The organism is Pseudonocardia humida (assembly GCF_023898865.1).
GTDB lineage: Bacteria > Actinomycetota > Actinomycetes > Mycobacteriales > Pseudonocardiaceae > Pseudonocardia > Pseudonocardia humida.
Genome location: NZ_JAGSOV010000008.1, coordinates 1 through 23,840, shown reverse-complemented (window position 1 = coordinate 23,840; position 23,840 = coordinate 1). Strand labels below are relative to the sequence as shown.

The window sequence follows — 23,840 nt, the reverse complement described above, 5'->3', positions numbered from 1 at the left end:
GACGACTCAGCCCGCGGGCTGGCAGGGCACCTCGACCGGGCGCCGGGTCGTCAGCGGGTGCTGCCAGCCTTGGCCATGCCGCGCCGCACCGCGTCGATCAGGTACGGGCGCAGCTCGGTCGGCGGGACGATCCGGTCGACCGAGCCCACCCGCTGGGCCCGCTGGACGCTGTGCGCGGCGTCGAACTCGTCGGCCATCTCGCCGAGCTTCTCCGCCCGCACCCCGGGGCGCAGGACGGCCAGCTCACCCGTCAACCGGGCGCTCTCCGCCGCCTCACCCGCCCGGGAGGCCTCGGCGATGCGGGCCTCCAGGTCGGCGATGCGGGGGTCGGCCGCGGTGCGCTTGTTGACCTCGCCGGCGAACACCACCGCGGCGGCGGGGGCGCCGCCGAGCACCGAGGCGTAGGAGCCCTCGACCGCAGCGATCTCCATGTTGTCGTTCAGCGTGCCGGAGAACACCACGAACGCGCCGCCGTGGTAGCGGCTGACCACGCAGAACACGATCGGGCCGTCGAAGTTGACCACCGCCCGGCCGATCTCGGCGCCGTACTCCAGCTGCAGCTGGCGCAGCGACTCCGGGGAGCCGTCGAAACCCGACAGGTTGGCCAGGACCACCAGCGGGCGGTTGCCGCTGGCCGCGTTGATCGCCCGGGCCGTCTTCTTCGACGACTTGGGGAACAGCGTGCCCGCGGTGAACGTGGTCGGGCCGTCCACCGGGACCGGGCCGCGGCGGGGCAGCGGGCGCGACTCGATGCCCAGCAGGGCGACCGGCTGGCCGCCCAGGTGGGCGTCGAGCACGACCACGCCCTCGGCGTCGATCATGTCGACCCAGCGCTCCAGCGTCGGGTGGTCGGCGTCGGCCACCGCGGCCAGCACGGAGCGGATGTCGAACGGCTTCTTGCGCCCCGGGTTGGCCGTGAACACCTCGCCGACCGTGGTGAAGTCGCAGCCGGGCCCGCTGTGCGGGGAGTCGGAGACGTCGCGCTGCACCGGGTCGGCGCTCCGCGCCGGGCGCGGGAACCGCTCGCCGGGGGCGCGGTAGGTGTGCTCGTAGTGCGCCAGGAGCACGTCGACCGCGGCGGACAGGTCGGGCGCCCAGTACTGCGCCTGCCCGTTCGGACCCATGATCCGGTCGTAGCCGCCGATGCCGAAGTTGTCCTCGGCGCTCACCCCGCCGGAGTAGTCCAGCGACTGCTTGCCGGTGAGCACCATGGCGCTGTCGGGCGTCATCACCAGGATGCCCTTGGTGTGCATCAGCATGGTCGCCTCGGCGTTCCAGTACGGCTGGGCGCCCACGTTGATGCCGGTGACGACGATGTTCATCTCGCCGCCGTCCTGGGTGAACTCGATGACCCCGCGCAGCACCCGGGAGATCCAGTCCATGTTCTCGGTCCCGGAGTCCATGGCGATCTTCGCCCCGGCCGACACCGCGAACCACTCGATCGGCGCATCGAGGCGGCGAGCCAGCTCGATCGCGGCCAGCACCCGGCGGCACTCCGGCTCGGCCAGCGCGCCGAGGGCCTTGGTCGGGTCGCCGATGAGCACGACCCTGGTCATGCCCTCCGGGTACCGCTCGGTCGCCGTCTCGATGGTGCCCAGCACGATGTTGGCCGTGTTGCCGCCCGGCGCCCGCTGGACCACCACCGGGGCGCCGGTGTCGTCCAGGTCGTACTCGGTGAACGCGCCCTGGCGCCCGCCCCGGTCGGGGTTGCGCAGCAGCATCGGCACCAGCTCGTACGGGTAGACGGCGCCGCGGCGGCGGGCCCGGATCACCTTCTGCGCGTAGCCGTCCAGCTCGCGCAGCGGGTGCGTCGGCGGCTCGGTGACGCGCACGGTCAGCCCGGCGCCCGGCGGGCGCGACATCCGCAGCATGTACTGCCCGGGCTCCTCGCCGTCGCCCGCGTGGCGGAACTGCACCAGCACCTGCTCCAGGCCCAGCCCCAGCGTCCGCGGGGCCAGCACCCGCACCACCGAGTCCAACTCGTCGAGCGAGACGTCGACGACCGGCCACACGTAGAGCAGCACCCGGTTCCACTCCAGGGCGGCGTCGGCGCGATCGGCCGCGCGGGCCGACCGCACGGCCTCCAGGCACGAGTCCAGCACGTGCTCCAGCTGGGGCAGGGCGCGGATGCGGCCGTCGTCGCCGCGCAGGACGGTCAGGTCGCGCACGTCGGACAGCACGATCAGCCTGCGGTCGGTCGGCACCTGGCGGCCCACCGCCCGGAACAGGTGCACGTCGACGGGGGAGGGCAGGCGGGTCAGCTCGAACCCCTTCAGCCGCCACAGCCCCAGCCGGTCGGCGACCATCGGGTGCAGGCCGCGCAGCGTCCGGTCCTCGACCGGGCGGCGGTCGTTCGCCGAGGCGCCCGAGCCCGACACCGAACCGGCCGGGACGAACGTGAACCACGCCGAGCGCTCGTCGCCGCCGGGACGGCGCACGGCGACCGCGACGCGGACCAGCCGCTCGGGCAGCGGGCCGAGCATCGCCCGGATCTTGTCCGCCGAGCGCTCGTCGTCGGCGTCGGGCGCCTCGCCGGCGATGACGTACAGGTCGAGCACCGCGACCCGGCCCTCGGGCAGCTGCGAGATGATCCGCCGCAGGTCGCCCTGCACGGCCATCGGGTCGCCCCACGGCGGCGCGTCCGGCGCGGTGTGCACCGTGGTGGCCAGCACCACCGTGTCGCGGCCGTCGTGCGGGTAGGTCGCGGTCAGCAGGGGGCGGCCGCCGCGGTCCTGCACCGAGGCGTCGGCCAGCAGCCGGACCCGGTAGTAGCGCCGGGTCATCACCTCCAGCATCGCGGCGTGGTGCCGGTCGCCGAACACGCCCAGGATCGGCTCGGCCGCGGCGACGATCCGGTCGATCTGCGCCGAGCGCTCGGCCGGGTCGGAGGAGAGCCGGTCGAGCTCCTCGCGCACGCGGGCCTGGCCCCGCGCTCGCTCCGCGGCGATCAGCGGCGCGTCGAAGCAGGTGTAGCGCACCCGCCGGGCCAGTGAGCCCACCACCGGGTGGCGCAGCTGGGTGGCGGTGACCAGCCGGTCGAGCATGCCCTGGTAGGCCTCGCGGGCCGCGGGCGGCAGCGACTCGGGGTTGGTGAGCCGCCACTGCAGCAGCTCCAGCACCACCGGCACCTGCGACGACGCCCGCCGGTGCGCCAGGAACATCCGGTACAGCGCGCTGCTGAGCTGGTCGGAGGGGTCCAGGTCGGGCACGCCGTAGTGGGCCAGCGCCCGGCGCAGCTTCTCCCGGAACGACTCCGGCAGCCCCTCGGCGTCGGCGTCGCGGGAGCGCAGGTAGGCGTAGAGGAACTCCTGCGGGTTGCGGGCCTCCTCGCCGGCCGGGTCGACCTGCTGGGTCTCGTCCTCCGGGCCGCGCCGGTTGCGCGACAGGGCGCACAGGTCGGCGAAGATGCGCAGCACCGCGGTCTCCCCGGCCAGCACGGCCGGGTCGTCGGCGGGCAGCGCCTCGCGGGCCGACCGCAGCGCCGCGAGCAGCGGGCGGGCGTCGCGCTCGTCGACGTCGTAGCCCAGCACGAGGTAGCGCAGCGAGGTCAGCGCGTCGGCGGCGACGTCGGCGGCGGCCTCGCCGGTCGCCGGCGGGCTGGCCAGCCCGGACAGGTCGGCGCGCCGGCCAACCGGTCCGGCCGCCGAGTCGGTGTCGGGCTCCAGGCGCACCAGCTTGGTGCCGCCCTCCACCTGGGTGTTCGCCGCGACCAGCACCTCGCGCACCCGGCCGGCGACCGGCGCGCGCAGCGCCGTCTCCAGCTTCATGCTCTCCACGATCGCCACGACGTCGCCGGCCGCGACCTGGTCGCCCTCGGCGACCGGCAGCGCCACCACCATCGCCGGCGCCGGTGCGCGGACCAGCCCGGCCTCGCCGCCGGAGATCCGGTGCACGGCCCCGTCGACCTCGATCAGGTAGTCCGACGAGTTGCCGTGCGGGGGCACCGCCAGCACCGCGAACGACTGCGGCGCCGTCGCGGTCTGCACCGTCAGCCTGCGCTCGACGTGGCCGGTGCGCTCGGCGTCGACGTCGACGACGACGCCGTCCAGCTCGACGCGGTAGCGCCCGCCGCGGGTCTGCGCGACCCGCAGCCGGTAGGACTCCCCGGCGGCGCGCACGTCGACCTGGTGCCAGGCCTCGTGCCCGACCTCCGGGCGCCCGCGCTCGGCCGAGGCGAACAGCCGCTGGCGCTGGCGGGCGACGTGCGCGTCCTGCGCCTCGACGGCCGTGGCCAGCAGCGCGACGTCGAGCCGCTGCGGCGGGGCGTAGCCCGCGGCCATCATGGTGTCGAGCCAGGTGGTGTCGGTGTCGCCGGAGAGGATCTCCGGGCGGTCGAGCAGGTCGAGCAGGAACGCCTTGTTGGTGGTGCCGCCGTCGATCACGGCGGCGGTCTGGCGCAGCGCGCGGGAGAGCCGGGCGCGCGCCTCGGCGCGGTCGCGGCCCCACGCGATGACCTTGGCGATCATCGAGTCGAACTGCGGCGGGATGAGGTCGCCGGTCGCCACCCCGGTGTCCACGCGCACCCCGGGACCGCTGGGCAGCGCCAGGTGCTCGATGCGCCCGGGGGCCGGGGCGAAGTCCTGCTCGGGGTCCTCCGCGGTCAGCCGGGCCTCGATGGCGTGCCCGCGCGGGAGCGGGGCGCGGCCGTCGGGTCCGGCCGCACCGGAGTCGGCCAGCCGCCCGCCCATCGCCACGTGCAGCTGCAGCTTGACGATGTCGACGCCGGTGGTGGCCTCGGTGACCGGGTGCTCCACCTGCAACCGGGTGTTGACCTCCAGGAACGACAGCAGCCGCTCCTTGGGCTCGTACAGGAACTCGACCGTGCCCGCGTTGACGTAGCCCGCGGCCTTGGCCAGCTCGGCCGCCGACTCGCGCAGCAGCGCCTCCTGCTCGGCGTCCAGCGCCGTCGACGCCGACTCCTCGATCACCTTCTGGTTGCGCCGCTGCACCGAGCAGTCGCGCACGCCCAGCGTCCACACGTCGCCCCCGGCGTCGGCGACGACCTGCACCTCGACGTGGCGCCCGCCGCGGATGGCCCGCTCCAGGAACACCGTGGCGTCGCCCGCGGTCTTCGCCGCCTCCGAACCGGCCCGCTCGAACGCCTCGGCCAGCTGGTCGGGGGAGTCGACCCGGCGGATGCCGCGACCACCACCGCCGGCGGTGGCCTTGACCATCAGCGGGTAGCCGATCCGCTCGGCGTGCTCGCGGGCGGCCGCGACGTCGGCGACCGCGCCGCCGCTCCACGCGGCCAGCGGCACGCCGACCCGCTCGGCCAGCTCCTTGGCCGCGATCTTGTCGCCGAGCCGCTCCATCACCTCCGGCGACGGCCCGACGAACACGACCCCGATGTCGCGGCACAGCCGCGCGAAGTCGGCCCGCTCCGAGACGAACCCCCAGCCCGGCCACACCGCCTCGGCCCGGGCCGCCTTCAACCCCCGCTCGAGCTCGGCGAGGTCGAGGTAGGGGCTGGCGGCGAACGCCTGCTCCGGATCCTGCGGGCCGATCAGGACGGCCTCGTCGGCCTCCCGCACGAACATCGCATGCCGGTCGACCGCCGTGTAGACGGCGATCGTGCGCAGCGGGGGCCGACCGGCGGCCCGCAGCGCCGACCCCGGCGAGGCGATCTCGGCGTTCCACTCGCGCACCGCGTTGATCAGCCGCATCGCCGGCTCACCGCGGTTCACGATGGCGACGCGCTGGAATGACTGCACCGTCACGACCTGATCACTCCCATTGCTGGTGGCGCGCCTCCCGATCCGGTCCTTCTGCACCGATCCGGTGTTCCTCGACCGCAGGACCGTAGCCGCGTGGGCGGCCACCACTGAACTAGAGGCCACCCGGTCGCACAACCTGCGGCCGGGCGACGACGGTGTTCCCCCGGTCGGGCGTGATCACGCCGATCCGGGTGAGGACGGGCAGGATGGGGTCCGTGCGCACGGTGACCCGCGGTGATCTGACCTTCGACGTCGTCGAGCACGGCCCGGCCGACGGCGACCCGGTGCTGCTGCTGCACGGCTTCCCGCAACGGGCGTCGTCCTGGGCGGGGGTGGCGTCGCGGCTGGCCGGGCGCGGCTTCCGGTGCGTCGCTCCCGACCAGCGCGGCTACTCGCCGGGCGCGCGACCCGCCGGAGCGCGCGCGTACGCGATCGACGAATTGGTCGCCGACGCCCTGGCCGTGCTGGACGACGTCGTCGGCCCGGACGGGCGGGCGCACGTCGTCGGGCACGACTGGGGCGCCGCGGTGGCCTGGGCGCTGGCCGGGCGGCACCCCGGCAGGCTCCGCTCGCTGACGGCGGTGTCGGTGCCCCCGCCCGCGGCGATGCTGCGCGCCATGCGTCGCGGCCGCCAGGCACTGGCCTCCTGGTACATGCTGGCCTTCCAGGTCCCCGGGCTCGCCGAACGCGCCCTCGGAGCCGACGGCAAGCCGTTCTCCCCGCGGCTCGTCGCGACGCTGCGCCGCAGCGGCCAGTCGGCGGCCGCGGCCGAGCGCGACGCCGCCGCGATGGCCGAGGACGGCGCCCTGACCGCCGCCCTCAACTGGTACCGGGCCATCCGGTTCTCCCGCGGCACGCCCGGGCGGATCCGGGTGCCCACGCTCTACGTCTGGAGCGACGGCGACACCGCCATCACCCGCGACGCGGCGCAGCTGGCCGACCGGTACGTCGCGGCGCCGTTCCGGTTCGTCGAGCTGCGCGGCGTCAGCCACTGGATCCCCGACGAGGCCCCCGACCAGCTCACCGAGCTGATCGCCGAGCACCTCGCCGCCCACCCCGGCTGACCCGCAGGCACTGATCCGAAGGAAGGGGTCCGATGGAGGTCCTGGCCGCGCGCGTACTGCTCCACCCGTTGGACATGGCGCGCAGCATCGCGTTCTACCGCGACGTCCTCGGGCTCGCGGTGGCCCGCGAGTTCCCCGGCGGCACGGTCTTCTTCCTCGGCGGCGGCCACCTGGAGCTCTCCGGCGCCGCCGACGAGCCCGCGGGCCCGGCGGTGGCGCTGTGGCTGCAGGTGCGCGACCTGGCCGCGGCGCACGCCGAGCTGGCCGAGCACGTGGTGCGCGAGCCGCGGCAGGAACCGTGGGGGCTGCACGAGATGTGGGTCGCCGACCCCGACGGGACCCGGATCGTCCTGGTCGAGGTCCCCGCCGACCACCCCATCCGGCGCGACCAGCGCACGCTCTGACCCGTCCGGCCTCGCAGGCTCCGCGCGTCCTCGCAGAGTGGGCTGCGTCCTCGCAGGGTGCGTGGACCCTGCGAGGACCACCCGGATGCTGCGAGGACGCCCTGAGCTGGCGGCGGGGGTGAGGCGGTCAGTCGGGTGGTGGGGAGCGGGTGATCCGGGCGCCGAGGGCGTCGAGGAGCAGGTCCAGACCGTAGGTGAAGCGGTCCAGGGCGCGTTGCAGCGTGTACGGCAGGTCGGTGCCGGAGACCGCGAACGCGCCGGCCCGGTCCAGGGCGTCCAGTCGGGGGAACCGGCCGCGCATGCGCTCGTCCAGCAGGGGTGCTCGGCGCTCCCACCACTCGTCGTCGGTGCTGCCGGTGCGGGTGGGGGCCTGTTCGGCCTCGACCACGGCGGAGGCGGCGCCGCGCGTGTAGGACTCCACGGCCGCCACGCAGCCGGTGATCTCGACGGCAGGGATGCCGTGGCCGTCGAGGAGGGCCAGCGCGGCGTCGTAGCGGGCGATGACGTGCGGGCCGAAGACCGTGCGGGAGGTGGCCACCTGCAGGAGCCAGGGGTGGGCGCGGTAGGCGGCGAGGTCGGTGGTGGCCAGGTCGCGCAGGCCGGCGCGCCAGCCGGCGTCGGGGCGGGGGAGGGGTTGGGCGCCGACGACCCGCTCGACCATCAGCTCCAGCAGCTCCGCCCTCCCGGGCACGTAGGTGTACAGCGAAGCCGGGGCGATGCCGAGTGCGTGGGCGAGCGCGCGCATGGACAGAGCGTCGGGGCCGGCCCGGTCGGCCTCGGCGATCGCGGTGTCGACGAGGCGGGGGAGGTCGAGGCGGGGGCGTGGACCCCGGCGCGGGGTCGGGATGCCGTCCCAGAGCAGCGCCATCGTGCGCTCGGCGTCGCCGCGTCCGGCGTACTCCACCATCGGTCTCCTCCGATCGATACTCCGAACAGTGTACGATGTTTCTCGTGCGCACCGAGACCGTGATCCCCGGTTTGCCCTGCCGCGACCTCGACGACGTCCTGCCCTTCTACGACGCGCTCGGGTTCGAGCTGACCTACCGCCAGCAGCGCCCCAACCCGTTCGCCGCGGTCCGGCGCGGCGGGATCGAGCTGCACTTCTTCTCCGTCGAGGGGTTCGACCCGGCCGACTCGATGGGCACCGTCGTCGTGCTCGTGGAGGACACCGGAGCCCTGCACCGGGCGTTCGCCGCCGGGCTGCGCGAGCTGTTCGGCCGGGTCCCGCTGTCCGGCATCCCGCGGATGACCCGGCCCCGCGCCAAGCAGGGCACCTCGGCCGGCTTCTCGGTGGTCGACCCGGGCGGCAACTGGCTGCGGATCAGCGCCTACGGCGACGACGAAGGCGGCGCGCCCGCGCGCGAACGGCTGACCAGGGTCGTGGCCAACGCGGCCCGGCAGGCCGACGCGCACGGCGACGAGGCGGCGGGCGTGCGGGTGCTGGAGAACGGGCTCGCCCGGCACGCCGACGCCCCGGCCACCGAGCGCGTGCCCGCGCTGATCTTCCTGATCGAGCTGCTGGTCCGCACCGACGACCGCGACGGAGCCGCGGCGCTGCTGGCGGAGGTGGCGGGGATGGAGCTGTCCGACGCCGAGCGCGACGTCCTCGCCGACGACCTCGCCGTCGCCGCCGAACTGGCGGCCCGCCTGCGCGACTGACCCCGTCGCCGTCCCCGCCCGCCCGGTTCAGGAGAGCCACGATGCCGCCCTCTGCGGGCAGCATCGTGGCTTTCCTGAACCACGAGAGGTGGGCGAGGCGGGCGGGGTGGGCGGGGCGACGGGCGTGGGGGAGGGGTGCGGGGTCAGTCGGCGGCGACGCGGGCGCCGGGGCCGGGGACGGCGCGCAGCCGCGTCGTCGGCGTCACCAGGTGGCCCTCGTCGCAGCGCAGTTCGACGTGCACCCCCGCCCCGCACTCGGCGTGCTCGACGCGCATCGGCGGCCCGAAGCCGTCGGCGCGGTGCACGTCGCCCCAGGCCAGCATGGCCAGGATGACCGGGCGCAGGTCGCGGCCGGCGGCGGTGAGCCGGTACTCGTGGCGCTCGCGGCTGCCCGGTTCCCGGTAGGGGACGCGGACGACGATGCCCTCGTCGACCAGGGCGGACAGTCGGCGGGTGAGCACGTTGCGGGCGATGCCCAGGTGCTCGGTGAGGTCGTCGAAGCGGCGGATGCCGTTGAACAGGTCGCGCAGCACCAGCACGGTCCACGCGTCCCCGACCACGCCCGCGGCGCGCGCCACCGAGCAGCGGCTGCTGTCGAACTCGGTCCAGTCCACGGACCCAGCGTAGCGGGGTTGCTAACAACAACCCAGCTCTCTACGCTGCGTTTCTCATGGGGACCCAGCGGCCCGGCGCCGTGCTCGCCGTCTGCTCGCTGGCCACGTTCCTGGCGTTCCTCGACGTCACGATCCTCAACATCGCCTTCCCGGCCATCTCCCGGTCCTTCGACTCGGCCTCCCTGGCCGACCTGTCCTGGGTCTTCAGCGCCTACAACGTGGTGTTCGCGGCGCTGCTCATCCCGGCCGGGCGCGCCGCCGACCTGTACGGGCGCCGCCGCGTCTTCGTCACCGGGCTCGCGCTGTTCGCCGTGGCGTCCGCGGCGTGCGCCTTCGCCCCGACGGCGGCCCTGCTGGTGGGGGCCCGCGTACTGCAGGCCGCGGCGGCGGCCATGCTGGTGCCGGCGTCGCTGGCGCTGCTGCTGCCGGCGTTCCCACCCGAGCGCCGCGGCGCCGCCATCGGCACCTGGGGCGCCATGGGCGGCATCGCCGCGGCCACCGGCCCGGCGCTGGGCGGCCTGCTGGTGGAGGTCTTCGGCTGGCGCGCGGTGTTCCTGGTCAACCTGCCGATCGTGGCGCTGACGCTGGTGATCGCCCTGCGGGTGCTCGCCGAGTCGCGCGGCGAGGGGGTCGGTCTGCCCGACGCGCTGAGCGTGCTGCTGCTCGGCTCCGGCGTCGCGCTGGTGTCGCTGGGCATCGTGAGCGGCGAGGGCGGCTCCTGGGTCGCGTCCGCCACGCTCGCGCCGCTGGTCGGCGGGGTGGTGCTGGTGGCGCTGTTCGCGTGGCGCGGCCGGCGCGTGCCCAACCCGCTGGTCGCCCCCGAGCTGTTCGCCGTCCGGTCGTTCTCCGCGGCCGTGCTCGGCTACCTGGTGTTCTCCGGCGGCTTCTACGCGCTGCTGCTGTCGAACGTGCTGTTCATGACCGGCGTGTGGGCGTACCCGACGCTGCTGGCCGGGGTCGCGGTGACGCCGGGCCCGATCATGGCCGCGGTCGGGTCGACGGTGGGCGGGCGGATCAGCGACCGGTTCGGGGCCAGGGCGTCGATCGTGCCCGGCGCGCTGCTGTTCGCCCTGGGCTGCCTGCTGTTCGCCACCCGGGTCGGGCCCGAGCCCGCCTACCTCGCGGTCTTCCTGCCGGCCACGCTGCTCAACGGTGCCGGGGTCGGGCTCGTGTACTCCGGGCTGGCCACGGCGAGCGTGGCCCGGCTGCCCGCCGCGCACTTCGCCACGGGCAGCGCCGTGGGCACCTGCGCCCGCCAGATCGGCGCCGTGCTCGGCATCGCCGTGCTGCTCTCCGCGCTGGCCGGCTCGGCCGAGCTGGGCACCTTCCGGGCCGGCTGGTGGGTCATGACGGCCACCGCGCTGCTCACCGTCGGCTGCGGGCTGGCCGTCGGCCGCACCCGCGCCCCCGCTCTGACCATTCCCGCACCCCGTCCCGTCGTCGCCGAGGAGCCCACATGACCGTCACCGAGCCCGACCCGACCACCGCGGGCACCCGCGAGCGGACCCACACCTGGGAGGACCCGATGCGCACCGCCGCAGCCGCCGCCGAGGTCGACGGGTTGACCTTCCTGCGGATGATGGCCGCGGGCGAGGTGCCCGGCCCGCCGATCGCGGGCACCCTCGGCTTCGCCGTGGACGAGGTGGACGAGGGGCAGGTGGTGTTCTCGTTCGAGCCCGCCGAGTACCACTTCAACCCGATCGGCTCCGTGCACGGCGGCGTCTACGCCACCCTGCTCGACTCGGCGTGCGGCTGCGCGGTGCACAGCGCGCTGCCCGCCGGCGCCCGCTACACCAGCCTGGACCTCACGGTGAAGTTCATCCGGGCGTTGCACGCCGGCTCCGGTCGGGTGCGCTGCGAGGGTCTGCTGGTGCACCTGGGCGGGCGCACCGCGCTGGCCGAGGCCCGGCTGCTGGACTCCCAGGGCCGGCTGGTCGCGCACGCCACCAGCAGCTGCATGGTCTTCCGGCCCGGGCGCTGAGCGGGGCTCAGACCGAGGCCGCGGCCGGCGTGACGACCGCCGCGGACCGGCGGCCGCGCACCAGGCGCGGGAGGGCCGCCATGATCAGCACCGCGGCCAGCCCGGCGCCGGCCGCGGCCAGGTACACGACCGTGTACGCGCCGCCCGTCGGCACCGCGTGCCCGTCCACCTGCATGATCATCCCGGAGGCGACGGCGGCGGTGAACGCGCTGCACGAGGACGTGCCCAGCATCCGCATCAGCGAGTTGAGGCTGTTCGCGGCGGCCGTCTCCGAGGACGGCACCGCGTCCATGATCAGCATCGGGATGGCCGAGTAGGCCAGTGCCGCGCCGATCGAGGTGACCGTGGTGGCCGCCATGATCAGCGGGACGGTCGGCGGGATCGTCGCCTGCCAGAGGTTTCCCGCGGTCAGGATGACCGCGCCGATGAGGAGCGTGGTGCGCGCGCCGCGCCGGTCGGAGATCCGCGCCGAGATCGGCGAGAAGACCACCATCACGGCGCCGACGGGCAGCAGGACCATGCCCGCCGCGATCAGCGACAGGCCCTGGCCGTAGCCGGTGGAGGTGGGCGCCTGCAGCACCTGGGTGGTCAGCAGGAAGCCGGCGAACATCGAGAACCCGATGAGCACCGAGGCCACGTTCGTCCACAGCACCGCGGGGCGCGCCGAGACCCGCAGGTCGACCAGCGGGGCGCGCACGCGCAGCTCCAGCCGGCCCCACAGGGCGAACAGCACCACGGCCGCGGCCAGCAGGCCGAGCACCCGGGGGCTGGACCAGCCCCACTCGCTGCCCTTCGAGATGGCCAGCAGCAGGCTGACCAGCGCCGCGCCCAGCCCGAGCGCGCCGAGCAGGTCGAACCGGCCCCCCGTGCGCTCCGGCGACTCCGCCACCATCCGCTGGACCAGCGCCAGCAGCACCGCGCAGAGCACGGCGGCCCCGGCGAACAGCCACCGCCAGCCCAGGTGCTCGGCGACCAGGCCGGTGATCGGTAGACCGATCGCGCCGCCGATGCCCAGCGACGAGCTCATCAGGGCGACCCCGCTGCCCACGCGACCCTCGGGCAGGACGCCGCGCATGATGCTGATGCCCAGCGGCACCACGCCGAGCGAGGCGCCCTGCAGGACCCGGGCCACGATCAGCACCTCGACCCCGGGCGCCACCGCCCCGAGCACCGAGCCCGCGGTGACCACCGCGAGCGCCAGCACCAGCATCCGCTTCCGCCCGTACATGTCGCCGAGCCTGCCCAGCAGCGGCGCGCACACCGCCCCGGCGACCAGCGTCGCGGTCACCAGCCAGGCCACGGTGGCCGGGGAGGTGTCCAGCAGCCGCGGGAACTGCGGCAGCAGCGGCACGACCAGGGTCTGCATCAGCGACACGGCCAGCCCGCAGGAGGCCAGTACGAGGATCACCAGGGAAGGGCGAGGGCTTCGCTCGGCCGGTGGAGCGGGGGACGCGGGGTCGGGCACCGATTCAGGTGACCACGGAATAGTTGCCATTGGCAAGTTGAATAGGCTCGACCTGTGTCACACCCCCTGGACCTCCGGACGGCCTCGCCGGAGTTCGTCGACTTCTGGACCGTCCGCCGGCTCGCGACGCTGGTCACACTGCGTCGCGACGGCAGCCCGCACGCCGTGCCCGTCGGCGTCACGCTCGACGTCGAGGCGGGGCTGGCCCGAGTGATCTGCGGCGGCGGCTCGCAGAAGGTGCGCAACGTGCGCGCCACCGGCGTCGCGGTGGTCTCGCAGGTCGAGGGCAGGCTCTGGTCGACGCTGGAGGGCTCGGCCGTGGTGCGCGACGACCCGGACGCCGTGGCCGACGCCGTCGCCCGCTACGCCGTGCGCTACCGCCGGCCCCGGGTCAACCCGGAGCGCGTCGTCATCGAGATCGCCGTGCACCGCGCGCTGGGCCTGCGCTGACGGTGCGGATCGTGGGCCGCGCGCGACCGGCTGAAAACCGCGCCGGAGCCGACTTGAAGGCCGGCACCGTTCCCGGCGTACCCGACGCAGCCGCCAGGACGGAGCGCCCGATGACCACCACCACGTCCGGCTGCGCAAGCTGGTGTCGCGGGCGTTCACGGTGCGCCGGGTGAACGGGCTGCGCCCGCGGGTCGAGGAGATCACCGCCGAGCTGATCGACGGCATGGGCCCGACCGCCGAGCTGATCGGCGAGTGCGCCTACCCGCTGCCGATCACCGACCGGCTCCCGGGGATGGCCCTGGACGGAGCCGAGCCGCGATGGCTGGCGATGCCCGGCGTGCGCCGGCTGGGGTCGCTGTCCGTGCGCCTGCGCTGACCGTCGGCGACCTCGGCGAACCCCCTTGGTCCGGCCGTCGGACCGGGGCACACTGGAACGGTACAGACGAGCGGGTCGCGGCCTCACCGGCGCGGCGCGGGCCCCGCCGACCGGATCGCAGCCCGTTGCCCCTGGGAGTGCCGTGACCAGCGCCTTCGACCCGATCCCCGCGGACACCGCCGACGCGGGCGGCTACTCGGCCGACGTCGTCGAACTGCCCCGCCCCGAACCCGTCCCGGACATGCGGGTGCGGACCCTCGGCCCCGCCCGCATCACCTCCCCGATGGAGCCGCTGCTGGGCGCCCGCCGCACCAGCGAGCACTACGCCCACGAGAACGACCGCGTCCTGCTCGACGACACCGTCGCCGGCGTCGCCGCCCGCGGCGTCGCGGCCGACCAGCTGCCCGGCATGGAGCCGTGCGGCCCCCGGCGGAAGATCTTCTTCGACCCGTCGAAGACCCGCGCGGCCATCGTCACCTGCGGCGGGCTGTGCCCCGGCCTCAACGACGTGATCGCCGGGCTGGTCCGCAGCCTGACCCACCACTACCGGGTGCGCCGCGTCGTCGGCATCCGCAACGGCTACCAGGGCTTCTGCGCGTCCTACGGGCACGACGTCGTCGAGCTGACGCCGCAGTCGGTGCGCGACATCGCCACCGACGGCGGCACCGTGCTCGGCACCTCCCGCGGCCCGCAGGACCCCGAGGAGATCGTCGACTGCCTGGAGCGGCTGCACGTCAACATCCTGTTCGTGGTCGGCGGCGACGGCTCCATGCGCGGCGCCATGGAGGTGGCGCGCGTGATCGCCGAGCGCAACCTGCTGATCTCGGTGGTCGGCGTGCCGAAGACCATCGACAACGACATCCCCTACATCGACCAGAGCTTCGGCTTCCAGACCGCGTTCGGCCTGGCCAGCGACTCCATCCGGGCCGCGCAGGTGGAGGCCAAGTCCACCGCGAACGGCGTCGGCCTGGTCAAGCTGATGGGCAGGCACTCCGGCTTCATCGCCAGCTACGCCGCGCTGGCCCGCAGCGGGGCCGACGTCGTGCTGATCCCCGAGGTGCCCTTCGCCCTCGACGGCGAGAACGGCGTGCTCGCGCACCTGCGGCGGCGGGTGGAGGAGCGCGGGCACGCGGTCGCGGTGGTCGCCGAGGGCGCAGGCCAGGACCTCGTCGGCGACCCGCACGCCGGTCACGACGCCTCGGGCAACACCCGGCTGCAGGACATCGGCCCGTACCTGCGCCGGCGCATCGCCGATCACTTCGCCGGCGCCGGGATCGACACCTCCATCCGCTACATCGACCCGAGCTACGCCATCCGCAGCGTCCCGGCCAACCCCTACGACAGCGTCTACTGCGTGCGGCTCTCGCAGGCCGCGGTGCACGCGGCGATGTCCGGGCGCACGGAGATGGTGGTCGGGCGGTACCGGCGCCGGTTCGTGCACATCCCGATGAAGACGGCGGTCAGCCGGCGCAACCAGGTCGACCCGCACGGCGACCTGTGGCTGGCGGTGCTGGAGGCGACGGGCCAGCCGGTGCGCTTCGGCTGACACCCGACGGCGCACACCACTCGCCACCGCGCGCACCTACTCTCCACCGCGCACACCTACTTTCCACCGCGCACACCTACTTTCCACCGCGCACACCTACTTTCCACCGCGCACACCTACTTTCCACCGCGCACACCTACTCTCCACCGCGCGCACCTACTCGCCACGGCGCACACGTCAGGACATGTGCGTCGTGGCCACACGGTGCGCGCGGTGCCCAGGGACCCCACCGGACCCCGCCGATCGCCCCGATCCGTCGCGGGTCCCCCCGGAGAAGTGCCCCCTGCTGGAGCCGAGGCCCGCCGGAGGCGCTCTTCACCCCGCCTCCGACGAGCTCCTCTCCTGGAGCGGGCGCGCGCGGACGCCTTCAGTAGGCAGGAGCGTTGCCGGGCGGCGCGCCCAGCCTCGGGCGAGCGGGCTGATCGAGATCGGGGGTGAAGAGCGCCTCCGGCGGCGCCTGCGCGGCGGGCGACCTCGGATCGAGCAGGGGTCCGGCCCCTGCCGTCCCGTCGTCACGCCCAGCGAAGCACGTCCGCCGCGACCCCCGCACGGTTGGCATCCACGGGCGGCGGCTGGCAGCGGGGGGTGCGGGGGCCGCGCCGGTCGCGCTCTGCCGTGCGCGCCGACGTGACGGCAGGGGCTTCGGGAGGGGAGTGGCGCTGCGCGCCGCTTCGCGTGGGCTCGCCTCGCGGCGCTGGGCGCCGCCTCGGCGGAGCGAAATCTGGTTGGACGAGAGTCCCTTTCGCTCAGCCTGGTGGGATGAGAGTGGCTTTCGTCCCGCTGCACTGGGCGAGAGTGACTCTCGTTGGTCTGGCCGGACGAGAGAGTGGCTTTCGTTCGACTGGGGGTAGCGAGGGTCGCGTTCGGACGCCCCGCTGCTCGGGTCGGCGGGATGGTGTTGGGCCACCCGGTTCGGGAATACCGGAGTCGATCTCCGGCCGCGACGCTGTCGGGGCACGTCATCGACGAACCAGGGGTGGGTATGACCGAGGCGCCGGAGGTGCCGGACGAGCGCCGGGAGCTCGAGCGGACGGAGCTGTGGGAGTTCGTCACCGAGCGGGCCGACAGATTGCGCCTCGGCGCGGACGGGTCGGTCGAGGCGTGCGCCGTGCTCGGCGGGGGCGAGCCCGTGCGGCGCACGGTCCTGCCGCAGATGGTGCGCACGCTGGCGGGGGCGGCGGAGCGGCCGCCGCGGTGGGCGGCGGCGCGGCTCGTGCTGCCGCGTCGGGAGCCGCCGTTCGCCGAACCGGCGGCCTGGCTGCTGGACGCGTGGGAGCCGGGTGGGCCGGTGGAGCGGACCGCGGACGGCGCCGCGGCCACGTTCGTGCGGGTCGCGCGCGGCCGGGTGGAGCACGACGGGTGAGGCGGGTCGGCTGATCGTCGTACTGGCCGCGCGGGGGATACTGCCGGGGTGCCCGGCCTGGCGATGCGGTTCCTCGGCCACTCCACCGTCCGCGTGGAGCTGGCCGGGACGGTCGTGCTCACCGACCCCGTGCTGACCGGGGCCGTCGGGCCGCTGCGCCGGACGTGCCGCCCGCCCGCGCCGGCCGACTGGGCCGACGCCGACCTCGTGCTGCTGTCCCACCTGCACGGCGACCACCTGCACCTGCCTTCGCTGCGCAGGTTGCGCGCGCGGGTCGTGGCGCCGCGGGGGGCGGGGGAGTGGCTGCGCTCGCGCGGGGTCGCCCGGGTCGAGGAGCTGGCCCCCGGGCAGGTGCTCGAGCACGGCGACCTGCGCGTCACCGGCGTCGAGGCCGTGCACAGCGGGCACCGCTGGGGTCCGCGGTCGACGCGCGGGCCGCAGGCGCGGGCCATGGGCCACCTGCTGGAGGGCGCGGGCCGCGCGGTCTACGCGGCGGGCGACACCGACCTCTTCCCCGGCATGGCCGGGCTCCCCGCGCTCGACGTGGCGCTGCTGCCGGTCTGGGGGTGGGGCCCGACCCTCGGACCGGGCCACCTCGATCCCGTGCGGGCCGCGGAGGCGGTGGCCCGGATCCGGCCGCGGGTGGCGGTCCCGGTGCACTGGGGGACGTTGGCGCTCCCGGGGCTCGTGCGCGCCCCGGGACGCGTCGGGGCGCGGATGCGCCGGCTGCTCGTCGACCCGCCGCGGGAGTTCGCCGCGGCCGTGGCGGCCGCCGGTTCGCAGACCGAGGTGCTGGTCACCGAGCCGGGTGAGCCGGTCCCACTGCCCGGCGCCGTGCCGGAGGGTGGCGGCCCGTGCTGAGCCCGGCCGTGCTGGCCGACGGCTGGTCGGGCACGTCCGCGATCGGGTACCCGGCGCTGTTCGGCGGCGTGTTGCTCGGCTCGGTCATCCCGATCGTGCCCACCGGCGCGCTCGTCGGGGCCGCCGCCGCGGTCGCGATCACCTCCGGGGAGCTGTCGCTGCCGCTGGTCGTCGTGCTGTCGGCGGTGGGCGCGCTGGTGGGCGACCTGATCACCTTCGGCGTGGCCCGGATCGGCAGCGACGCCGCGGTGCGGTGGGTGTCGCGGGGCCAGCACCCCGAGCGCCTGGAGGCGGCCCGTCACCGGTTCACCGAGCGCGGCTGGCTGCTGGTGGTGGTCGGGCGGCTGCTGCCGGCCGGCCGGGTGCCGGTGCTGCTGGCCGCGGGCGCGCTGCGCTACCCGTGGGCGCGGCTCACCCCCGCGGCCGCCGTCGCCTGCCTGCTGTGGGCGGTCGTCTACGCGGCGCTCGGCGTGGCCACCGGCGGACTGTTCGACGACCCGCTGATCGCCCCGCTGCTGGCCGCGGTCGTGGTGCTGCTGGTCGGCGCGGTCTCCTCGCTGGTCTCGACGCTGCTGCGCCGCCGCCGCGAGCGGCTTCCGGCCGGGGGCCCGCGGTGACCGGCGACGGCACCGGCGGCCGGTTGCTGCGCGGCGGGCGCGTCGTCGCGCGGGTGCTGCTGGTCTGGGCGCTCGTGGCCGGCGCGCTGGTGCTGCTCGACGACCTGCTGACCGGCTTCCGGATGGCGGGCTGGTGGCAGCCGCCGGTCTTCGCGCTGCTGTTCGGCGTGCTCAGCGCCGTGGTGTGGCCGCTGGTGCTGCGGGTGGCGCTGCCGGTGGCGCTGTTCACCCTGGGCGTCGGGTCCTATCTGCTGCTCGGCGCGGGTGTGCTGGCCATCTCGCTCGCGGTGCCCGGGGTGGAGATCGCGAACCTGCGCACCGGCGTGGTGGTGGCCGTCGGGATGGCGCTGGTCGGGGCGGTCACCAGCAGCGTGCTGGCGCTCGACGAGGACGAGCTGTTCTTCCGGCGGGCCGGGCGCCGCGCCCGCGCGCGGGCGGAGCACGACGCCGAGCAGCCGCCCGGGGTCATCTTCCTGCAGGTCGACGGGCTCGGCGTCGACACGGTGCGCCGCGCCGTCCGCGACGGCGACATGCCGACCTTCGCCCGCTGGCTCGCCGGGGGCAGCCACCGGCTGGCCGAGTGGCACTGCGACTGGAGCTCGCAGACCGGGGCCAGCGTCTGCGGGATCCTGCACGGGAACAACGAGGACATCCTGGGCTTCCGCTGGTACGAGAAGGACCGCGACCACGTGATGGCCTGCGCCCACCCCGGCGACGCGGCCGAGATCGAGCGCAGGCACTCCGACGGTCGCGGCCTGCTCGCGGTGAACGGCGCCAGCCGCGGCAACCTGTTCACCGGCGACGCCGAGCACGTCAGCCTGACGATGAGCGCGGTGCCCGTGGTGCGCGGATCGCGGTGGCGGCGCAGCCGCGACGGGCTCGGCGCCGGCTACTACGCCTACTTCGCCAACCCGGGCAACGGGGTGCGCACGTTCGTCGCCGCGCTGGTCGACATCGTCCGCGAGGTCTCGGCGTCGGTGCGGCAGTGGCGGGCCGACGTGCGCCCGCGGGTCGCCCGCGGCGGCTTCTACCCCTTCGCGCGGGCCGCGACGAACGTGGTCGTCCGCGACATCGTGATCTCGGCGATCGTGGAGGACATGCTCGCCGGGCGCGCGGTCGTCTACGCCGACCTGCTCGGCTACGACGAGGTCGGCCACCACTCCGGCATCGAGCGCTTCGACGCGCTGGCGGTGCTGCGCGCGATGGACCAGCAGTTCGGCCGGTTGCAGCGCGCCGCCCAGCTCGCCCCGCGCCGCTACCACGTCGTCGCGCTCTCCGACCACGGCCTCACCCAGGGCTGGGCGTTCGCCGACCGGTTCGGCGAGCCGATCGAGCACGTCGTGGGCAGGCTGTGCGGGGGCGAGCCGCCGCCGGTGCGCCGCAGCTCGCGGCAGGCGGCGGAGGGCTGGCAGGTGGGCGCGGTGCTGGCCGAGGCCACCGACTCCGCGGGCCCGATCGCGCGCAGGCTGCGCGCGCGGGTGGAGGGCTCCGGTGGTCGCCCGCCGGTCGTCGAGGGCACGCACGGCGCCGTGACCAGGGTCGCGCCCGGCGTCGTCGTGGTCGACTCCGGGCACGTGTCGATGGTGTCGTTCACCGAGCACGAGGGCCGCGTCGAGCTGGAGACGATCGAGCTCGAGTACCCGGAGCTGCTGCCCTCGCTGGTCGACCACGCCGGGGTCGGGTTCCTGCTGGTGCGCAGCGCCGAGTTCGGGCCGGTGGTGCTGGCCCGCGACGGGTTGCGCCGGCTGGCCACCGACGTGGTGATCGGCGAGGACCCGTTGACCGACTACGGCCCGCACGCCGCCGACCTGATCCGGCGCACCGACTCCTTCGCCCACTGCCCCGACATCGTGATCAACAGCCGGCTCGACCCGGTGACCGAGGAGGCGTCCGCCTTCGAGCCGCACGTCGGCTCGCACGGGGGGCTGGGCGGCCCGCAGTCGCGGGGCTTCCTGCTGTACCCGGCCGAGCTGCCCGCGCCCGGCCAGGTCGTCGGCGCCGAGGCGCTGCACCGGGTGCTGCGCGGCTGGCTGACCCACTTGGGACATCCCCGACCCCACGCCGAGCCCGCGCCCGCGCAGCGGGTGGACTCGTCGGCATGAGCAGCCCGTACGTGCTGGTCCACGGCGCCTGCCACGGCGGGTGGTGCTGGCGGCGGGTGGCTCCGCTGCTGCGCGCGGCCGGCCACGAGGTGTTCACCCCGACGCTGACCGGCTTCGGGGAGCGGGCCCACCTGCTCACCCCCCACGTCGGGCCGGCGACGCTGGTGCGCGACGTCGTCGCGGTCCTGGAGTGCGAGGAGCTGTCCGACGTCGTGCTCGTCGGGCACAGCTTCGGCGCGCTGGTCGCGCTCGGGGTCGCGCAGGAGGTCCCCGGGCGGCTGCGCGAGGTCGTGCTGCTCGACGGCGTGGTCGTCGACGCGGGGGAACCCGGCTTCGCCGGTCTGCCCGCCGACGCCGTGGCCGGGCGGATCGCGCTGGCCGAGCGCACGTCGGGCGGGCTGTCCTACCCGCCGCCGGAGCCGGCGGCGTTCGGCGTCGACGACCCCGCCGACCGGGCCTGGCTGATCCGCAGGCTCACCCCGCAGCCGCTGCGCGCCTACACCGAGCCGTTCGGGCTGCGAGCGCCGCTGGGCGCGGGCGTGCCGGTGCGCTACGTGTGCTGCACGGCGCCGGCCTACCCGGCGGTGCACAGCGCGCACGCCATCGTGCGGCGCGAGGGCTGGGGCTACTCCGAGCTCGCCACCGGGCACGACGCCATGGTCACCGCGCCGGAGCTGACCGCGGCCGAGCTGGTGGGCCGCGGAACCGGCCGATAGCCCGACGATCGGCTTCGGGACCGTTCCGCAGCGGAACACCGCCTACCCTGGGGCTGTGGACAACCGCACCGACGCCGAGATCCGCGCCGACCTGAGCTACCTGTTCGACAAGGGCAGCCAGGTCCTGACGTCGCGGATGAACGCGGCACTGGCCGAGCTGGGCATCACGCCGCGGGGGTACTGCGTGCTGTCCAAGGCGATGACGGGCGAGCTCACGCAGGGCGAGCTGGCCGAGGTCGCGCTGCTGGACAAGACGACCATGGTCGTCACGATGGACCACCTGGAGAAGGCGGGCCTCGCCCGTCGCCGCCCCTCCCCGACCGACCGCCGCGCCCGCATCGTGCAGACCACCGACGAGGGCCGGGCGGTGGTGGAGAAGGCCCGCACGATCATCGACGGCGTCTACGGCGAGGTCCTGGGCGTGCTGCCCGAGCCGCAGCGCGAGGCGCTGCTGGACGCGCTGGTCGCGCTGGTGGGGCGGGGTGGCCCGCTGGAGGCGCCGCAGGCGGCTCCCGCGGGTGCGCGGCGGACCCGGAGGTCGTCCCGCTCGGTCTAGTCCAGATAAGGATCGTCCCGAACGGAACCATATGTTACGGTCCCGTCGTGTCCGAAACCGGTTCTCCGCAATCGATCATCCCGAGCGACGAGCAGCCCGCCGCGCCCCCGCCCCGGCGCCCCTCGCGGTGGGTGGCGCTCAGCGCGCTCTGCCTCGGGCTGCTGATGGTCATCCTGGACGGCACGATCGTCAGCATCGCGCTGCCGGCCATCCAGGCCGACCTGGGCTTCTCGCCCTCCGCGCTGGCCTGGACGGTCAACGCCTACCTGCTGCCCGTGGGCGGCCTGCTGCTGCTGGCCGGCCGGCTGGGCGACCTCCTCGGCCGCCGGCGCGTGCTGCTCACCGGCCTGGTGCTGTTCGTGCTGGCCTCGATCCTGTGCGGGCTCGCCCCCGACCCGGCCACGCTGATCGGCGCCCGGTTCGCCCAGGGCGTCGCGGCCGCGCTGGCCTCCGCCGTCGTCCTCGGGATGGTCGTGGAGCTGTTCCCCGAGCCGGCCGAGCGGGCCAGGGCGATGGGGGTCTACGCCTTCGTCGGCGCGGCCGGCGCCTCGATCGGCGTCCTGCTCGGCGGCGTGCTGACCGAGACCGCGGGCTGGCCGTGGATCTTCTGGGTCAACGTGCCGATCGGGCTGGTCGCCGTGCTGCTCATCCGCTGGGCCGTCGCACCCGACGGGCCCCGCCCGGCCGCCGGCCGCCCCGACGTGCTGGGCGGCGTGCTGGTCACCGGGGGCCTGGTGCTGGCGGTGCTGACGATCGTCGACACGTCCGGGCCCCTCGTCCGGACCGGCACCGGACTGCTGGCCGTCGCGCTGCTGGTCGGGTTCGTGCTGCGGCAGCGCCGGGTGCGCGAGCCCCTGGTGCGCCTGGGCATCTTCGCCTCGCGGGCCGTCTCCGGCGGCAACGCCGCGCAGCTGCTGATGGTGGCCGGGATGCTGGGCTTCCAGTTCATCGCCGCGCAGTACCTGCAGAACTCGCTGGGCTACGAGCCGGCTGCCGCGGGGCTGGCCATGCTGCCCATCCCGCTGGTGATCGCCGTCGTCTCGCTGGCCTTCTCCGGGCGGCTCATCGGGTGGTCCGGCCCGTTCCGCGTGCTCGTCGTCGGCGAGCTGCTGCTCGTGGCGGGCCTGCTGCTGCTGGCCCGGCCACCGGTCGGCGCCTACGCGCTCGACGTGCTGCCCTCGCTGGCCGTGCTGGGGATCGGCGCCGGTCTGACGCTGCCCGCGGTGACCACGGTGATGATGTCGGACGCCACGCCCGCCGACGCCGGCCTGGCCTCCGGGCTGGCCAACACCAGCCAGCAGATCGGTGGCGCCCTCGGCACGGCGGTGCTGGCCGCGGTGGCCGCCGCGGTGACCGACGGCTACCTCGCGGCGGGGGAGCCGGCCGCGGCGGCGCTGGGGGCGGGCTACCGGATCGCCTTCGTCGTCGGGGCGGCCGCGGTGGCCGCCGCGCTCGCCGTCACCGTGGTGGTGCTCGGCCGCAGGTCCGCGGACGTCGCGTGACGCGGTCGTGGATGTGAGGCGGATCGCTGGGAGGCCGCCGGGTCGCCGCTTATCCTGCGAAGCGGGGTGCGAAGACAGGCAGCACTGACCGGAATTGCGACGAAGGGGTCGAGATGCGCGACGCAGTGATCGTGGAGGCCGTCCGGACACCGGTCGGCAAGCGCAACGGCGGTCTGTCCGGGGTGCACCCGGTCAACCTGTCCGCGCACGTGCTGAACTCGGTGGCCGAGCGCTCGGGCGTCGACCCGGCGCTGGTCGAGGACGTCATCTGGGGCTGCGTGTCCCAGGTCGGCGAGCAGACGATGGACATCGCCCGCACGGCGGCACTGGCCGCGGGCTGGCCGGAGACGGTCACCGGGGTGACGGTCGACCGGCAGTGCGGCTCCTCGCAGCAGTCGGTGCACTTCGCCGCGGCCGGGCTGATCGCCGGCCAGTACGACGTCGTCGTCGCGGGCGGGGTGGAGTCGATGTCGCGGGTTCCGATGGGCTCCTCGATCGGCGGGGGCGGCGCCAACCCCTTCGGCGACAAGTTCCTGGCCCGTTACGGCGGGGTGCTCCCGAACCAGGGTGTCGGGGCGGAGATGATCGCCGAGCAGTGGGGCTTCTCCCGCACCCAGGTCGACGAGTTCTCGGTGGGCTCGCACGAGAAGGCCGCGGCCGCGCAGCAGGAGGGCCGCTTCGACGCCCAGATCGCCCCGGTGACGCTGGACGACGGCACGGTGATCAGCAAGGACGAGGGCATCCGGCCCGGTAGCTCGGTGGAGACGCTGGCGAACCTGAAGACGGTGTTCAAGCCCGAGGGTGGGGTGATCACCGCGGGCAACTCCTCGCAGATCTCCGACGGCTCGGC

General features: G+C 75.1%; 20 protein-coding genes. 16 read left to right on the top strand and 4 right to left on the bottom strand.

Features of this window, described 5'->3' with window-relative positions; translation table 11 throughout:
- Window positions 1-50 precede the first annotated feature (50 nt).
- On the bottom strand, window positions 51-5,717 hold the full coding sequence (locus KDL28_RS02255) for an ATP-binding protein (RefSeq protein WP_308215910.1): 5,667 nt from the start codon (window positions 5,715-5,717) through the stop codon (window positions 51-53).
- Between the two features lie 203 nt (window positions 5,718-5,920).
- Between KDL28_RS02255 and KDL28_RS02250 the strand changes: the two genes are divergently transcribed.
- Entirely contained in the window at window positions 5,921-6,778 is an 858-nt protein-coding gene (locus KDL28_RS02250) for an alpha/beta fold hydrolase (RefSeq protein WP_372496863.1), read from the top strand.
- Between the two features lie 32 nt (window positions 6,779-6,810).
- Entirely contained in the window at window positions 6,811-7,182 is a 372-nt protein-coding gene (locus tag KDL28_RS02245) for a VOC family protein (protein WP_252435472.1), read from the top strand.
- A 127-nt stretch (window positions 7,183-7,309) separates the two neighbouring features.
- On the opposite strand, the gene KDL28_RS02240 is transcribed toward KDL28_RS02245, so the two are convergent.
- Complete coding sequence (locus KDL28_RS02240) at window positions 7,310-8,089, bottom strand: TetR/AcrR family transcriptional regulator (protein WP_252435471.1); 780 nt, start codon at window positions 8,087-8,089, stop codon at window positions 7,310-7,312.
- A gap of 44 nt (window positions 8,090-8,133) precedes the next feature.
- On the opposite strand from KDL28_RS02240, the gene KDL28_RS02235 reads away from it, so the two are divergent.
- A complete protein-coding gene (locus tag KDL28_RS02235; RefSeq protein WP_252435470.1) occupies window positions 8,134-8,841 on the top strand; it encodes a bleomycin resistance protein in 708 nt (235 codons plus the stop codon).
- 143 nt (window positions 8,842-8,984) lie between these two features.
- Here the strand turns inward: KDL28_RS02235 and KDL28_RS02230 are convergent, their stop codons facing one another.
- Window positions 8,985-9,455: a winged helix-turn-helix transcriptional regulator gene (locus KDL28_RS02230; protein WP_252435468.1), complete on the bottom strand. Its 471-nt coding sequence runs from the start codon at window positions 9,453-9,455 to the stop codon at window positions 8,985-8,987.
- A 56-nt stretch (window positions 9,456-9,511) separates the two neighbouring features.
- On the opposite strand from KDL28_RS02230, the gene KDL28_RS02225 reads away from it, so the two are divergent.
- Window positions 9,512-10,915, top strand: coding sequence for a DHA2 family efflux MFS transporter permease subunit (locus KDL28_RS02225; RefSeq protein ID WP_252435467.1), 1,404 nt, complete (start codon window positions 9,512-9,514; stop codon window positions 10,913-10,915).
- Window positions 10,912-11,436 carry a PaaI family thioesterase gene (locus tag KDL28_RS02220; protein ID WP_252435466.1) on the top strand — a complete coding sequence of 175 codons (525 nt, stop codon included), beginning with the start codon at window positions 10,912-10,914 and terminating at the stop codon, window positions 11,434-11,436. Before KDL28_RS02225 ends, KDL28_RS02220 begins: the two co-directional genes overlap by 4 nt.
- Window positions 11,437-11,443: 7 nt before the next feature.
- Here KDL28_RS02220 and KDL28_RS02215 read toward each other — a convergent pair whose 3' ends face one another.
- Entirely contained in the window at window positions 11,444-12,844 is a 1,401-nt protein-coding gene (locus KDL28_RS02215; protein WP_308215909.1) for an MFS transporter, read from the bottom strand.
- 111 nt (window positions 12,845-12,955) lie between these two features.
- Here KDL28_RS02215 and KDL28_RS02210 point away from each other — a divergent pair, with 111 nt between their 5' ends.
- The 11 genes from KDL28_RS02210 to KDL28_RS02160 form a co-directional block, all read left to right on the top strand.
- On the top strand, window positions 12,956-13,351 hold the full coding sequence (locus tag KDL28_RS02210) for a TIGR03618 family F420-dependent PPOX class oxidoreductase (RefSeq protein ID WP_252435464.1): 396 nt from the start codon (window positions 12,956-12,958) through the stop codon (window positions 13,349-13,351).
- A gap of 169 nt (window positions 13,352-13,520) precedes the next feature.
- The gene (locus KDL28_RS42030) at window positions 13,521-13,727 is read left to right on the top strand and encodes a hypothetical protein (RefSeq protein WP_372496862.1); all 207 of its coding nucleotides are present in this window, start codon (window positions 13,521-13,523) and stop codon (window positions 13,725-13,727) included.
- Between the two features lie 241 nt (window positions 13,728-13,968).
- Complete coding sequence (locus KDL28_RS02200; protein WP_252435529.1) at window positions 13,969-15,273, top strand: ATP-dependent 6-phosphofructokinase; 1,305 nt, start codon at window positions 13,969-13,971, stop codon at window positions 15,271-15,273.
- A 982-nt stretch (window positions 15,274-16,255) separates the two neighbouring features.
- Window positions 16,256-16,636, top strand: coding sequence for a hypothetical protein (locus KDL28_RS02195; RefSeq protein WP_252435463.1), 381 nt, complete (start codon window positions 16,256-16,258; stop codon window positions 16,634-16,636).
- Window positions 16,637-16,684: 48 nt separating this feature from the next.
- Window positions 16,685-17,497: an MBL fold metallo-hydrolase gene (locus KDL28_RS02190; RefSeq protein ID WP_252435462.1), complete on the top strand. Its 813-nt coding sequence runs from the start codon at window positions 16,685-16,687 to the stop codon at window positions 17,495-17,497.
- A complete protein-coding gene (locus KDL28_RS02185; protein ID WP_372496861.1) occupies window positions 17,491-18,114 on the top strand; it encodes a DedA family protein in 624 nt (207 codons plus the stop codon). Before KDL28_RS02190 ends, KDL28_RS02185 begins: the two co-directional genes overlap by 7 nt.
- Complete coding sequence (locus KDL28_RS02180; RefSeq protein WP_252435460.1) at window positions 18,111-20,216, top strand: phage holin family protein; 2,106 nt, start codon at window positions 18,111-18,113, stop codon at window positions 20,214-20,216. Before KDL28_RS02185 ends, KDL28_RS02180 begins: the two co-directional genes overlap by 4 nt.
- On the top strand, window positions 20,213-20,932 hold the full coding sequence (locus tag KDL28_RS02175) for an alpha/beta fold hydrolase (protein WP_252435459.1): 720 nt from the start codon (window positions 20,213-20,215) through the stop codon (window positions 20,930-20,932). The genes KDL28_RS02180 and KDL28_RS02175 overlap by 4 nt, the downstream gene beginning before the upstream one ends.
- Window positions 20,933-20,987: 55 nt before the next feature.
- Window positions 20,988-21,488, top strand: coding sequence for a MarR family winged helix-turn-helix transcriptional regulator (locus KDL28_RS02170; protein ID WP_252435457.1), 501 nt, complete (start codon window positions 20,988-20,990; stop codon window positions 21,486-21,488).
- 47 nt (window positions 21,489-21,535) lie between these two features.
- Window positions 21,536-22,990: an MFS transporter gene (locus KDL28_RS02165; protein ID WP_252435456.1), complete on the top strand. Its 1,455-nt coding sequence runs from the start codon at window positions 21,536-21,538 to the stop codon at window positions 22,988-22,990.
- A gap of 113 nt (window positions 22,991-23,103) precedes the next feature.
- Window positions 23,104-23,840, top strand: a 737-nt coding sequence (locus KDL28_RS02160; protein WP_252435455.1) for a thiolase family protein, incomplete at its 3' end; no start/stop codon positions are given.

Excerpts from the sequence above, each read along its gene's own strand:
- KDL28_RS02240 (WP_252435471.1), bottom strand. The coding sequence starts at position 8,089 with ATGGTGGAGTACGCCGGACGCGGCGACGCCGAGCGCACGATGGCGCTG.
- KDL28_RS02200 (WP_252435529.1), top strand. The coding sequence starts at position 13,969 with ATGCGGGTGCGGACCCTCGGCCCCGCCCGCATCACCTCCCCGATGGAG.
- KDL28_RS02225 (WP_252435467.1), top strand. The coding sequence starts at position 9,512 with ATGGGGACCCAGCGGCCCGGCGCCGTGCTCGCCGTCTGCTCGCTGGCC.
- KDL28_RS02175 (WP_252435459.1), top strand. The coding sequence starts at position 20,213 with ATGAGCAGCCCGTACGTGCTGGTCCACGGCGCCTGCCACGGCGGGTGG.
- KDL28_RS02220 (WP_252435466.1), top strand. The coding sequence starts at position 10,912 with ATGACCGTCACCGAGCCCGACCCGACCACCGCGGGCACCCGCGAGCGG.
- KDL28_RS02250 (WP_372496863.1), top strand. The coding sequence starts at position 5,921 with ATGGGGTCCGTGCGCACGGTGACCCGCGGTGATCTGACCTTCGACGTC.
- KDL28_RS02245 (WP_252435472.1), top strand. The coding sequence starts at position 6,811 with ATGGAGGTCCTGGCCGCGCGCGTACTGCTCCACCCGTTGGACATGGCG.
- KDL28_RS02195 (WP_252435463.1), top strand. The coding sequence starts at position 16,256 with ATGACCGAGGCGCCGGAGGTGCCGGACGAGCGCCGGGAGCTCGAGCGG.